The following is a 13,432-nucleotide window of genomic DNA, read 5'->3' as shown; positions in this document are numbered from 1 at the left end:
TGTCTCACCCAGTCTGGGTGAGGTGGCAAGGCCTTGCCGTCCCGGACCTTGGGGACGAAGACGGGACGAAAACCAGGCCAGTGTGCATGTGCGCCGGTTTCCAGGAACTCGCGCCCCCTCGCGATGGCGTTCTCCAGGGCCTTGATGCGTTCAAGTACGGCCTTTTGCTTTGTGTTCATGGTCGGAGGCTCACCGTCGTCGACAGGGAAGGGACGCTCGACGACGACATCCTATGAGGCCGTACCAGGATGACGGACGCCGAGGCGGCTCGCGATCCGTCGACGGATTCCGCAGATCCCTGCGATCAACCCGCGCATCCGGTCGTACAATCTAAATTGGGATGATGTGCCGATCCCGAACCGGGACGAGGCACCGTGGGATGACATGACGGCGAGCGTCTTGACGGCGTGACGCGCCGAGGTCCATCAAAAGCGCCGAACGAAGCCAATTCCGGAATGCTCCTCGTTTGACTCCACTACCTCAAGGGGGGCAGGAGACGGCGATCGATGTTGTGACGTAAGGGATTTGCCTGGTTAAGGATGCGTGAGTCGAATCCGTCCCCGGCCCGAGCGATCGAACCCAATCGCGTTGCGACGCCCCGAGATTCATCAAAAGCGCCGAACGAAGCCAATTTCGACGGCCGAGGTTTTGACGAAAGAGCTTGTCTTGTCAGGGGATGCATAGGTTGGGTCCGTTTGTGGGCGGCGCGATCGAACCCAATTGCGGGAGCGATCGAACCCAATCGCGGCGGCGTCCCGGAGCGTTTCGCTGAGCGGTTTGGGAGCAGTCGACCGGAGCCCCCCTTTAGGGCCGGAGCCGGTTTCGCAACCTGGGACGTCGACGAAATTTGCAGGATGGGGAGTTGGACGGGGCGCCGGTTTTCGGGGGGCGCCCGGCGGCGAGGCGAAAGTCGGATCCAATCGCACGCCCGTGCTGGTCGAATGGGCCCCGAAAATCGTAAGATGGAAGGCTATCCAACCGCCCTGAGCGCGAGCAGCCTCGGGGGGTGGTCGAATCGGTTCCGGTGGCCCGTTCGCTGCCGTGCAAGAGAGAAGACGAGGAGCGTGGGCCATGGCGGAGCGACGATCATTCCAGGGAGGCGGAAAAGGCCGACCGGCGCGAAAAGAAGGGGGCGGACCCAAACCGCCCGGCGGCCCCCAGCGGAGCCTTTCCGGGTCAGGACCTCGGCGATTCAACAAGGGGGCCAAGCCGTTTCGCCCCGGCCAGCCTCAGGGATCGCAGTCCAACTACGGCGATCGTCGGCCCCCTCGGCCCGGCGGACCGGGGCAGGGGCCGGGGTCGAATTACGGCGACCGCAAGCCCTCTCGCGGCCCCGCCGGCGGTGCCCCGCGCCAGCCCCGACGGTTCGAGGCCCAGGGCGGCCCCGAGAATGAGAAGGGCGACCGCCTCCAGAAAGTCCTGGCCCAGTCCGGGTTGGGGTCGCGCCGCGCCTGCGAGGAATACATCCTCCAGGGCCGTGTCACGGTCGACGGCAAGACCGTCAAGGAGCTTGGCGCGCGGGTGCACCCCGGCTCCTCCGTGATCGCCGTCGACGGCGAGAGGCTCAAGGCCGAGCGCCACGTCTACTTCGCGGTCAACAAGCCCAAGGGGTACGTCTCCACTAACGAAGACCCCGCCGGGCGTCCTCGGGTCGTCGACCTGCTCTCCGAGATCCCCGAGCGCGTCTACACCGTCGGCCGGCTCGACGAGGACAGCACCGGGCTGATGATCCTGACCAACGACGGCCAGCTCGCCAACCGCCTCGCCCATCCCAGGTTCGGCGTCGAGAAGGTCTATCGCGCCGTCGTCGCCGGCAGCCCCGGGCCCGACATCCTGGCCCGGCTGACCGAGGGAGTCTGGCTCTCCGAAGGCAAGGTGCGCGCCAAGCGGAGCCGCATCGTCGGCTCCCAGGGCGAGGCGACCATCCTGGAACTGGTCCTGGCCGAAGGCAAGAAACGCGAGATCCGCCGGATGCTCGCCAAATTCGGCCACAAGGTCATGATCCTGACCCGGATCGCGATCGGCCCGATCACCCTCAAGGGGATCAGCGTCGGTGAGCACCGGCAGCTCACGCGGACCGAAGTCGACATGCTCCGCAAGGTCGCCGCCGGCGTCGCCATCTCCCCCACTCGCTTCCTCCCGGACAACGCCCGCCCCCCCGGCAAGGGCCCGCGGCCGAATCAGGGCTACGGCCAGAACCGCCCCAATCAGGGCTATGGCCAGGGCAGGCCGAACCAGGGCTACGGCCAGGGTCGCCCGAATCAGGGTTACGGCCAGAACCGTCCCAACCAGGGCTACGGCCAGGGTCGCCCGGCCGCCGGACCGCGAGCGGCCGAAGGCCGAGGTCCGGGACATGAGATCGACATCGAGGCCCTGGGGCCGCCCCCCTCCCAGCGCCGGGCACGCCCCGAGGGACGGCCCAATGACGACCGACAGAATCAGCCGGTCCGGTCGCCCAGCGGCGTCGTCCCGCCTCGCTCGCATTACAGCGAAGGTCCCCAGGGAGGCCCGCCGTCGCGTCCCTCCGGTCGAGGCCGCCCGGGAGCGCCGGGAGGCCGTCCCCAGGGCTATCGTCCCGAAGGGCCGTCGTCGCGTCCCCAGGGCTACCGCCCCGAAGGAGGTCCGTCGCGACCCCAGGGCGGCTATCGCGCCGAAGGTGGCCCGCCGCGTCCCCAGGGAGGCTATCGTGCCGAAGGGGGCCCGCCGTCGCGCCCGCAGGGCGGCTATCGTGCCGAGGGAGGCCCGCCGTCGCAGCGGCCCCCCCGTCCCGAAGGTGGGGGTCGCCCCGAGGGGCCTGGCCCGCGTCCGCCGGGTGGTCCGGGGCGAGTGCCTCGTCCGGCCGGGCCGCCGCCGTCGCAGCGACGGAGCACGGAGCAGGGACCGCCGCCGGGACCCGCACCGAAGGGGCGTCGGGTCATCGGCCTCGATGCCAAGATTTATCGCGAGACGACCGAGGCCGTGAACGAAGGCCAGGCCCCCAAGCGGCCCATGCCGAAGCGTCGGCCTTTGCGTAAGGCGATGGGTATCAAGAGGAAGCGACCGGGCGGCAAAGCATGAGCGACGCGACCTGCCAGAGTCGGGCCGTGATGCGTCCCACCGCGACCATCCTGGAAAACCAGGAGGTCGCGCGGGGCACGTTCCGCCTCCGGGTCGCCGACCCGGAGATCGCCCGGCGCATCCTCCCCGGCCAGTTCGTCATGGTGCGAGGCGTGGACGAAGGGACCGACGATCCGCTGCTGGGTCGGCCGTTCGCCCTCTACGACGTCCAGCGCGACGGCGAGGGCGAGCCGGTCTCGTTCGATGTCGTCTATCTGGTCATCGGCCGGGGGACCGCCGCCCTGTCGCGCCGGAAGCCCGGCGATCGGGTCGACGTCTGGGGACCGCTGGGCAACGGCTTCGGCCCCTCGCCCGGGCCGGGCTCCGCCCTTTTCGTCGCCGGCGGGATCGGCCAGACCCCGTTCGTTGCCCTCGGTCGAGAATGGCTGGGACGAACGACTTACGGCGACCAGGCGGGCGAAGATCGGCGTCCGCCGGTCGATTCCGCGACCCTCCTTTACGGCGTCCGCTCGGCCGGGCTGCTGGCCGGGGTCGAGGATTTCGAGCGGGCGGGCGTCGGCGTCGAGATCGCCACCGACGACGGCTCCGCCGGCCGTCACGGTTTCGTCACCCAACTTCTGTCTGATCGGCTTCAGGCCGGGGAACGGCCCGCCAAGATCGTCGCCTGCGGTCCCCCGCCGATGCTCGCGGCCGTCGCCCGACTGGCCCAGGAGTACGCCGTGGCTTGCGACGTATCCCTCGAAAACCACATGGCTTGCGGCTTCGGGGCCTGCTTCAGCTGCGTGACCCCGATCCTCCAGGACGACGGCCGGCCCGACCTCCGGCGCGTCTGCGTCGAAGGGCCCGTCTTCCCCTCCCACCGCGTCGACTGGTCGCGACCGTCGCACTGAGCGACGGTCAGCGGTGGGTCCGGGCCTGCTCGCGGATCTGGTCGCGGATCCGGGCCGCCTGCTCATAGTCCTCTCGCGCGACGGCCTCATCGAGCTGCTCGCGCAAGGTCTTTTCTACGGCGAAGTTGCGGCGAATCTCCTGCTCGTTGAGCCGAAGCTGCTCGATCAGAGAGGGGTTGGGGGAATCGGTCGCGTCACGTTCCTCCCACCAGGCCCGCTGATGACTCAGGAGCCTCTCGACGCCGTCGCGGAGAGCGTCGATCGCCTCCTCCGGACGCCTGTGTTCGAGGGAGAGGGCCGCCTGGGCCTGGGCCCGGTGAAACTGGACGAGCCCCCGGAACTGCTCGTGCGAGGCGATGTAATCCTCGTCCGATCCATGCTTTCGCACGAAATCCATGAGCGCCAGCGTGTGGTCGGAATCGCGGATCGCCAGCTCATAGCGCCGGAGCGACAGCCAGGCCATGCGGCGGTGGTAGAACTGGACGAACTCGCGATCCGCCTCGACGCAATGATGCTGCGACATCAGCCAGTCCGAGCCTTTATCGCCGTCCGTCGCCTGGTTGGCGGCGTGGTAACGCAGGTAGTCCAGGTAGGTGGACGCACCGTGCGGCCGCGATCCGTCGGGCCGGCCTGCGACCTCAAGCTGGAGTACGCCGAGCTCGATCCGGATCTGCAAGACGTTACGGCCATCCCGCGCCCGGACCTCGCGAGCCAGGACCTCGCCCGGTTCGGGATCATAAGGCCACCCCTGGATGACGTCGTCCAAATCCTTCCGCATCCTCGAGCCCCCCGAGCGCGTCCCTGACCGCCTCGTTCCCGTTTCCTCTGAAGGATTATAGCCCCTCGATCGCCGGAATTCTAACTGCCGCGACCCGTCCCCCACCCGCGACGCGCCAGGAGACGAATTCCCGAAATCTCGCCCGCCACCCCCTTGCAAAAGAGCCGGAAACCGGTCATGATACCCCAGTCAATCACACCTGCCACTCGCCCTCCTAGCTCAATTGGCAGAGCAGCTGACTCTTAATCAGCGGGTTGATGGTTCGAGTCCATCGGGGGGCACTTCCAACATCGTCCGCCACAGGCCGTCCCGGCCCGTCGGACGCTGTCTTTTCTCGGGTGAATTTCACTTTGCCCATCGGCTCGTCCGGGCCGTCCATGGCGACTCCAGTCGATCAAGTTCGACCCATGTCGTCCGTTGTGTGCGACGACCAGGCCGCCACCGGCCTCGAGTCTACCTGGATTTCCAGGCTGGGCTTGCGCGATCTCCCGAATAAGGGTCCTGGTATCGCGGTCGCTCAAGTTGGGCGAGTTAGGATCCAGGGATTCGCCCGCACGATACGGGCGATGGATGAGCGTCCTCGACCGATCCAGCCGACGGTGCGAGGACGGGACGTCCCACCGCATTCTGGGCCGGGACGTCCCGATCGCGGAGTGGATCCTCGCCAGGTTCGGCTCGCGTGCCTGGCACCTATTCCTGCGGGGCCATTCCGGTGAGGTCGGCGCGGAGGGGGTTGAACGGGCCGCCTCATGCCTCGGTCAGCACGAACACGGGAGGCTCGTTAGAACGATCCCTACGGGCTACCCAAAGTGTGGACCGGTCGCTGGCTACCTGGCGGCCCCGGAGCAATTTCACGAAACCGCCGGGGGCCCGACGGAACGGGTCGTGAGGGAACCCGCGCGACTCGGGATCGAGGTCGTCGACGCGGTGGGCCGGGGCCTCCTGGGCATCGCCGACCGCGTCATGCTCGCAATGCCGCGAGTCCGATGGCAGGCTTCGTGCTACGACCGCTGTTCACGATGCCGTTCGGCCCCACCCTCGACAACAGGGCCGCTTTCCCTCCGGGATGCTTTGAGGAACGACGCGCGAAGGCACCAGTCCGATCCATCGCGATGTTCGGGCCGCCACGCGGTGGCAAGGCCGCCTACCTCGCTACGCCCTACATGGGTCGAACGCGAACGGTGGAACGCCAGCGGCCGGGTGTTGCGCCGCCTCGGCGGCTTCGAACTCGGGGCGGGGCCGAGCGTGTCGGATTTGTGTCGCGAATGAGGCCTGGAGCCTCACCACGTTCCGTCGGTCGCAAGCCGAGATGGCGTTTCAGCTTCCCTGGAGATCACGAAGGCGTCCGCATGCCGGGCGGGCGCGATCGCGAGATCTTGATGATTGCGAGAATGATGATGATTGGCTGATGCGAAGGTGTTGGGTCGATGGATGCGACCGGGGACGTCGAGGGACGTCCCCGGCCGGGATTTGGCGGGACCCTGGGTCACGCGCCGTAGGCCATCGTGCCGGCGGCGGTCCCGCGGGCGAGCGACGCGCTCGTGCCGCTCAGCGTCACGAGGAACTTCTTGTCGCTCGTCGCCGTGGAGGTCCCGAAGATCGTCACGGTGAACGACTTGGTCGTCTCGCCGGGGGCGAACGTCAGCAATTCCGCCTTCGCCGTATAGTCCACGCCCGCGACGGCCGACCAGTTGGACGTGGCGGCCTTCACCGATACGGAGGTCCGCTGCGCCGAGTTGAGGGTGATGTTGAAGGTCATGGTCCGGGGCCCGGTCATGCCTCGCAGCATCCGGACGTCGGCGACGGCCAGCTTCGGGGCCAGGACGGTGTCGTCGTCGACGATCTTCCCGGTGGCCGACTTCGTGAAGATCGTGCCGTTGGTCGAGTTGGACAGATTCAGATTGAAGAGTTCGCTCAACTCGGGGGTGGCGTCGGGGACGATCGAGACCGGGACGACCTTGGTCTTCTCGCCCGGGGCGAACGTCAACGTCCCGGAAGCGGCCACGTAGTCCGAGCCGGCGTGGGCCGTCCAATCCGCGGTGTCGTAGTCGACGGAGACCGACTGCGTGGAGGGGGCCGAGAGGCTGACCACGAAGTTCGCCGTGGATGTGCCGCCGGTCCCCTCGGTCATCGTGACGTTGCCGACGGTGATGTAGGTCGCCAGGAGCTGACGCTGCTCCATGAGCTCGACGGCGGGGCGGCGGGACCGGACGTTGGCGCGGACGGCGGCCTGGCGGCGACGCCGGGCAATGAATCTGTCGAAGAACATACGTTGTTCTCGCTCATATCATGTTAGAGGGCCGGGTGTGGTCCGTCATGAAGCTGGAGCTGGCGCCTGTGCGAGAATCCGCGGCGGCACCGGTCGACCACCCAGAACATAGTTCAGGGATCGAACGAAGGTTGGCGATCGTGTCGAATTGGATCTGAAAAAGCTTGGGAGACGTTCAAGTCAGTGCGTGGAGGCGCCAAACGTCGGCGCGTCCGCGGACGTCCTCGATGCGTCAGGTACGGATGGTTGGAGTGGAAGGCCGTCGAACGGCCCCCCTCCGATTCATTGCAGTCGACCACGCTCAACGTGGTCTCGGCGGGATGCGACTCGAACTGATCGGCGAAGTCACATCTAAAGGTCGACACGAACCTAGCGGCTTTCGACGGCCGCGTCAAGAATCTGATCGAAGATATGTCGGTTTTTTTACGGAATGCTTCTGTGCCTGAATGCACCCTTGGCGCCGTGCGCCGGCTTGATCGAGCGGGCTCGATCAAGCCGGCGACGCGATGATTCTCCAGGGTTTTCGTCGATCGAGGCATGCGAGCCGCAGCCTGCCCTCTATAAAGAATAAGCAGTGAAAATATGCGGATACGGATGTCGTGTCAGTCGACGGACGGTTTCGGTCGTCTCGATCGCTCTGGTCGATATGTGCATGAAACGTGTTGAGAACGGCGGCGCGAGGGGCCGATCGGGTCTCTTCAAGAGAGAGCCCGGCCCGGTCGCGGCCGCGATGCTTCCGCGTCGAAGTCGGGCGACGTGCGGGCCGCCTCGGCGGGGCTCCTGCAGGGGGATCCGGTGGATTTTGGCGGCTTGAACGGCTTCCGGCGCGCGAATGGGGGGCGGGCCGGGAGAAGGATCGACTCGCGTACGACAGGGCGGGCGGAGCGTCGGAGCGAGTTTGGGCTCGTGGAGCTCGGCCGGGAATCCGCGAACGCTGGCGACGGGAACGGTCGCGCCGGACGATGGGGGGAAGTGATCAATTTCGTGCGTAAGGAGACGTCTGGATCCAGGACGTCGACCCTGGCGATCGCGATCAGGAGGCTCGCCGTTCCTCCCCGAAGTTCGAGGTCGAGCCTGCTTTTCCGTGGCGAGCAGTGGCGTCATCGGTCGAGGAGGGCGACGAAAGGCCACCCTCCATCGTCGACGGACGCGGTCCGATGCGGCCGAGGGGTGGAGCCCTGAGGGGTTCGGCGGCAGGAAGTGTGGTGAAAGTCGGCGTCTCATCGTCTCAAGAATCGAAAAGGCACGCTCCCGGACCTCCGGGAGCGTGCCTTTCACGCTGATCGGCGAGTGAGAGAGGTCTGTGGTCAGGCCACCGTGGCGGTGCGCCGACGGTAGAGGAACGCCGCCGGGGCGGCGAGGCCCATCAGGATGAAGGCCGACGGCTCGGGGATGGCCGTGATCCGGGCGTTGATGCTCGTCAGGCCGTTGTTGATCTCCGGAGGAGACAGGACGAGTGTGCCGGCGCCCAGGTCGGAGGAGAGGATCTCATACTTGATGTTCCCGATCATCACGGCCAGCGGCGAGGTGAACGTGAGGACCACGCCGCTGCTGGAGACGGTCAGGTTGCCGGCGATGGTGCCGATGAACTGGGCCTCGCCGAAGGTCGGCGCCAACTGGCCGATGGTCAGTTCGAAGCCGGTCGTGACCGGGGTTTCGATGTCCGTCGTGAAGCCGCTCGTGTCGAACTGGCCGAAGGTGGCGAAGGTGAAGGGGTTGGGGTTGGCGGTGTTGAACCCCTGGCCGTTGAACGAGATGGAGTTGCCATTCCCCAGGTCGAGCGTGCTGGTGCCGCTCGACGTGAAGACGCCGTCGGTGCCGAAGAGCACCGTCTCGGCCTGGACGGCGGGGGCGACCGCGACGGCTGCGGCCAAGGCGGCGAGCAGCGCGAGGGGACGAAGAGTTCGCATGGTGTGGGCCTCGAGAGAATCCGTTGTTTGTTGCATCCTTGACCAATCGGAACGACCACTGCGGATTCGGTGTCTCAATCAGCGTGTGTCGCGTCACTCGCAGGCGGGTTGCATTCTTGGAAGTGCGAGGGACGCTGCTATAAGACACTTGCCCATGTGGTGTTGTCAAGGATCATGTCGGTTTGTGGAGTGTTTCGATTGGATTTGCGAAGGCGATGTCGACAAATGGAAACATAAAGCTTTACGCTATGATAAGCAGTGGCATTTTCGGCGGCTTTCTTGTCCTCCTCAGTATCGATATTTGTCTTGGTAAGCCTGGTTGTTTGCGTAAGGCTGATGCCTGGAGATTTCGCTGCAGGATCCTCCGGGATACGGGAATTCGCTGCTATTCAAAGCGTTCTTCGTCGGGTCGAAAATGGGGACCTGAGCTCGATGTAAGTGGCGGGGGGCCTCCTCGGGGGTTGGGGGGATCGACGTGGCGGCCGCGATCGTAGGCGAACGAAGCGGAGGCCGGGGAAGGAGGGTCGTGCGGAAGGACGCCGGGACCGAGGTTAGGTTCTTGCAATCGACTTGGACTTTTGTCAAAGATCGGAGATGCGCGGGCTGCGGGGGTTGTGCGGTCGCCGGGGCGCCCGCGACGGGTCGCTGATTCCTCGGGCTTCATTCGGGAGGCGATGTATGGACGTGTCGAGGCGATTGTCGGACTCTGCGCGGGCGTCGGCGTTCCTGGCCGTGTTGCTGGGGGGGGTGGGCGCCTGGGGGCAGGAGGCGGCCAAGCCGCCCGACGCGGCGGGTGAGAAGACGCCCACGGCCGCCAAGCCGGCCGAGCCGAAGAAGTTTCAGGACTTCGCGGAACTGACGAAGGACTCGAAGAAGTACGAAGGGTTTCTCACGCTGCATGAGAAGGAGCAGCACCTTTACGCCGAGATCAAGCCGAATCAGCTCGATCAGCCGATCCTGGCGCCGATCGTGATCGCGCGTGGAGGGGCGAGCGCGGGGAACCCTTTGAATTTCGGCGACGAGTGGGTGCTCTCGTTCCGTCGGGTCGACGACAAGTTGCAGCTCGTCCGCAAGAACATCCACTTCACGGCGGCGGCGGGGACGCCGCTTGAGAAGGCGGTCAAGCAGAACTACACCGACTCGATCCTCATGGCGCTGCCGATCCTGAGCATCAGCCCCAACGGCGGCGGCCTGGTCGTGGATCTGGGCGATGTTTTCTTGAGCGATTTCGCCCAGGTCGGCATGGGAGGCTTTGATAAAAATCGGTCGCGTTGGTTTAAAATCCGCGCGTATCCCAACAACGTCGAAATCCAGGTGGAGGCGACGTTCTCGGGTGGGCGATCCGGCTACTACTCTTTTGGTGGCGGTTCGTCGCCGGTGGTCGACCCTCGGGGGACGACGATGGTCATCCATTACAGCCTCTGCAAGGCGCCCGACTCCAGCTACAAGCCCCGGACGGCCGACTACCGCGTGGGGCACTTTCTGAACGCCGTGACCGACTACAGCCAGGCGAACCCGGACACCGACTCCAGGCGGATGATCAATCGCTGGCGTCTGGAGAAGGCCGATCCCAAGGCCAAGCTCTCGCCGCCGAAGAAGCAGATCGTCTGGTGGATCGAGGACAACGTGCCGCTGGAGCACCGGCCGTACGTGGAGCAGGGCATCCTGGAGTGGAACAAGGCGTTCGAGAAGATCGGCTTCGCCAATGCGCTGGCGGTCCGCTGGCAGAACGATCAGGACGACTTCGATCCCGAGGACATCAATTACTGCACCTTGCGCTGGATCACGACCGGGTCGACTTACGCGATGTCGGGGCTGCGGAGCAACCCGCTGACGGGCGAGATGATCGACGGCGACGTGATCTTCGACGCCAGCTGGATCAAGACGTGGAAGGAGGAGTACGCGATGCTCGTGGGCGTGCCCACGCCCGTCGCCCGTCCCGGCGAGCCGTCCGCCGACGTGGTCCCGCTGGCGATGGTCGAGGTGATCAGCCCGATCATGGCGGGCAAGCAGGGCTTCGGCTTCTCCGTCCCTCCGCCGGGCTCGCGCCGGGACGCCATCCGCAAGGCGGCGGCCGTCGGGCTGCCGATCGCCCCCGGGGGCGTCGCGCCGATGGCCCTCGACGTCGTGCCGATGGGCTGGGACCCGATCCAGGCCCAGCTCCAGCGCCGGATGAGCCAGGGCCGCCTGGCCGCCTGCAACTACTCCGCCGCCAAGTCGAGCGAGATGCGGTTCGCCTCGCTGGCGCTGGCCGGCCTCGCCCTCGACGACGCCAAGAAGGACGGCGACGACAAGGACAAGGATAAGGACCAGGCGAAGAAGGACGAGCCCAAACTCCCCGAGGAGTTCCTGGGCCAGGCGATCAAGGAAGTGGTGATGCACGAGGTGGGCCACTCGCTGGGCCTCCGCCACAACTTCAAGGCGAGCGTCATGCTCAGGCCCGAGGAGATCAACGACACGGCGGTCACCCGGGTGAAGGGGATGGCCGGGAGCGTGATGGACTACAACCCGATCAACGTCGCCCCCAAAGGCCAGAAGCAGGGGGATTACGCCTCCACCACCATCGGCCCCTACGACTACTGGGCGATCGAGTACGCCTACAAGCAGGTCGAGGGGGACGAGGCGGCCGAGCTGAAGAAGATCGCCGCGAAGTCCCCCGATCCCGACCTGACCTTCGCCACCGACGACGACTTCAGCAACAACGACCCCCAGGTCAACACCTACGACCTCAGCAACGACACGCTCGCCTACGGCAAGCAGCGCATGGAGATGGCGGCCGAGCTGCTGAAGGATCTCGACGCCAAGGTCGTCCGCGACAACGAGTCGTGGAGCCGCCTGCGCGCCGCCTTCGGCTCGTGTATCAGCCAGTTCGGCAACGGGGCGTATCTCGCGGCCGAGCACATCGGCGGCCAGTCCGTCCGTCGCGACTTCAAGGGGACCGAGAAGGCCCAGGACCCCGTCATCCCGGTCGCCGGCGACAAGCAGCGCGAGGCGCTCAAGCTCCTCGTCGAGCGGATCCTCTCGGACAAGGCCTTCCAGTTCTCCCCGGCCCTGCTCCGCAAGCTGGTCCGCGAGTCCTGGCAGGACAACCGCTACTTCTCCGGCGGGAGCGCGGGCTATCCCGTCTACAACGCGATCCTGAACATCCAGGAGATCGCGCTCGACGAATGCCTCGCCCCGGCCACGCTCCAGAGGCTCCAGAACCAGGAGGCACAGAGCGACCCCGGCTCGAACCCGCTGAAGATCCAGGACGTCTTCCGGGCGTTCACCGACGGCATCTTCACCGAGCTGGCCCCGCCGCCGGCCGGGCCGTCCCCCGCCGCCGTCTCGACCATCCGCCGCAACCTCCAGCGCGAGTACGTCAAGCGGCTGGGCGCGATGGTCCTCGGCCCCAAGAACGACAACAACTTCGGGGCGCTTTACGGCTACGTCGTCATGCTCGGCGGCTCAAGCTCGACGCCCCCCGACGCCAAGAACCTCGCCCGGCTGCACCTCGAAGAGATCGGCCGCAAGATCGACGAGGCCGTGGCCCGCGACCAGGGCAAGATCGATGACACCTCCCTGGCCCATCTCACCGAGATGCGGCATCGGATCGACCAGATCCTCAAGGCGAACCTCTACGCCAACGAGCCCTGATCGAGATCGACGACGGCCCTCTTCGGCCGGCCCGACCGCCTCCTTCGGCCCTCGCGGCGGGAGAGGGCCGAGGGCCGGGCGGGGGGGGCCCCCCGGGGGGATCGCTCCATGAGAGGGTTCGCGTGGTTCGCGGCGCTTCTTACGGTCGCCTTCGTCGCGGGCTGCGACCGGGGGGAGGACGACTGGGGGCGTTTCCTGGAAACGGGGCGTTACGAGGGCGGATCGCCCTCGATCTCCCCGACCACCGGGCGGATCGTCTTCTCTTCCCCTCGGTCCGGTCGCGGCGACCTCTATGTGTGCGGCGAGGGGATCGAAGATCCGGTCCCGTTGACCCGCGATCCCGCGTTCGAGAACCAACCGTTGTTTTCCCCGGACGGGAAGACGATCGTTTACGCAAAACAGGTCGGCGGGTGGACCCATCTCTGGTCGATGTCGAGCGAGGGGGCGAATCCGAGGCCGTTGACGAGCGGCGCGTTCCTGGACAGCCCCCGCGAGTTCTCGGCGGACGGCTCTTTCCTCTACTTCGTCCGCGTCTCTCCCTCGACGGGCCTCGCCCGCTCCGCCGACTGGTGGCGGATCGACGCCGACGGCAAGAATCTCCAAAAGCTCCCCCCCGGCGCCCCAATCCCGACGACCCTCCAGCAAGGCCCGCTGGTCGTCGACCTCACTTCGTTTCGCGGCGGCCAGGAGGCCTCGCGCGAGCTTTCGGTCGGTTCTTCGGTCGATCCTCCCCCGCCGCATGCTTCTCAATCCCAGCCGCGCCTGTCGTACGATCGCAAAAAGCTCGCGTTCGCGGTGAACCCTCCCGGCGGGCTCGACGTCGAGGTCTACGAGTTGGATCTCGACACGGGCGCCGTTTTCAGGAGGCACTGAACCGCGGGGCCGGGCTGAA

The 13,432-nt window shown here is 66.5% G+C and carries 7 protein-coding genes and 1 tRNA gene; 5 read left to right on the top strand and 3 right to left on the bottom strand.

Annotation, left to right across the window (positions count from 1 at the left end; all coding sequences use genetic code 11):
• Positions 1 to 1,071 precede the first annotated feature (1,071 nt).
• Together VT85_RS29780 and VT85_RS23205 are read left to right on the top strand one after the other, a co-directional pair.
• The gene (locus tag VT85_RS29780) at positions 1,072 to 3,057 is read left to right on the top strand and encodes a pseudouridine synthase (protein WP_156513043.1); all 1,986 of its coding nucleotides are present in this window, start codon (positions 1,072 to 1,074) and stop codon (positions 3,055 to 3,057) included.
• Complete coding sequence (locus VT85_RS23205; protein ID WP_068420358.1) at positions 3,054 to 3,947, top strand: dihydroorotate dehydrogenase electron transfer subunit; 894 nt, start codon at positions 3,054 to 3,056, stop codon at positions 3,945 to 3,947. The genes VT85_RS29780 and VT85_RS23205 overlap by 4 nt, the downstream gene beginning before the upstream one ends.
• A gap of 7 nt (positions 3,948 to 3,954) precedes the next feature.
• Here VT85_RS23205 and VT85_RS23200 read toward each other — a convergent pair whose 3' ends face one another.
• Positions 3,955 to 4,725 (bottom strand): UvrB/UvrC motif-containing protein, encoded by a 771-nt coding sequence (locus VT85_RS23200; RefSeq protein WP_068420357.1) that lies wholly within the window; start codon positions 4,723 to 4,725, stop codon positions 3,955 to 3,957.
• Between the two features lie 208 nt (positions 4,726 to 4,933).
• Between VT85_RS23200 and VT85_RS23195 the strand changes: the two genes are divergently transcribed.
• Positions 4,934 to 5,006: transfer RNA gene (locus VT85_RS23195), tRNA-Lys, on the top strand.
• Between the two features lie 1,205 nt (positions 5,007 to 6,211).
• Here the strand turns inward: VT85_RS23195 and VT85_RS23190 are convergent.
• Both VT85_RS23190 and VT85_RS23185 read right to left on the bottom strand, forming a co-directional pair.
• Complete coding sequence (locus tag VT85_RS23190; protein WP_068420356.1) at positions 6,212 to 6,994, bottom strand: Calx-beta domain-containing protein; 783 nt, start codon at positions 6,992 to 6,994, stop codon at positions 6,212 to 6,214.
• A 1,307-nt stretch (positions 6,995 to 8,301) separates the two neighbouring features.
• The gene (locus VT85_RS23185; protein ID WP_068420355.1) at positions 8,302 to 8,904 is read right to left on the bottom strand and encodes a PEP-CTERM sorting domain-containing protein; all 603 of its coding nucleotides are present in this window, start codon (positions 8,902 to 8,904) and stop codon (positions 8,302 to 8,304) included.
• Positions 8,905 to 9,588: 684 nt separating this feature from the next.
• On the opposite strand from VT85_RS23185, the gene VT85_RS23180 reads away from it, so the two are divergent.
• Positions 9,589 to 12,540, top strand: a complete 2,952-nt coding sequence (locus tag VT85_RS23180) for a zinc-dependent metalloprotease (RefSeq protein WP_197490961.1) — start codon at positions 9,589 to 9,591, stop codon at positions 12,538 to 12,540.
• Between the two features lie 108 nt (positions 12,541 to 12,648).
• Entirely contained in the window at positions 12,649 to 13,413 is a 765-nt protein-coding gene (locus VT85_RS23175) for a TolB family protein (protein ID WP_068420353.1), read from the top strand.
• Positions 13,414 to 13,432: the final 19 nt, after the last annotated feature.

The sequence above is a fragment of the Planctomyces sp. SH-PL62 genome (assembly GCF_001610895.1).
Classification (GTDB): Bacteria; Planctomycetota; Planctomycetia; order Isosphaerales; family Isosphaeraceae; genus Paludisphaera.
This window is presented reverse-complemented; position numbering and strand designations above follow the sequence as displayed.

Bases quoted from the DNA above. Each gene is read 5' to 3' on its own strand.
- VT85_RS23205 (WP_068420358.1), top strand. From the start codon at position 3,054: ATGAGCGACGCGACCTGCCAGAGTCGGGCCGTGATGCGTCCCACCGCG.
- VT85_RS23190 (WP_068420356.1), bottom strand. From the start codon at position 6,994: ATGTTCTTCGACAGATTCATTGCCCGGCGTCGCCGCCAGGCCGCCGTC.
- VT85_RS23200 (WP_068420357.1), bottom strand. From the start codon at position 4,725: ATGCGGAAGGATTTGGACGACGTCATCCAGGGGTGGCCTTATGATCCC.
- VT85_RS23185 (WP_068420355.1), bottom strand. From the start codon at position 8,904: ATGCGAACTCTTCGTCCCCTCGCGCTGCTCGCCGCCTTGGCCGCAGCC.
- VT85_RS23175 (WP_068420353.1), top strand. From the start codon at position 12,649: ATGAGAGGGTTCGCGTGGTTCGCGGCGCTTCTTACGGTCGCCTTCGTC.
- VT85_RS29780 (WP_156513043.1), top strand. From the start codon at position 1,072: ATGGCGGAGCGACGATCATTCCAGGGAGGCGGAAAAGGCCGACCGGCG.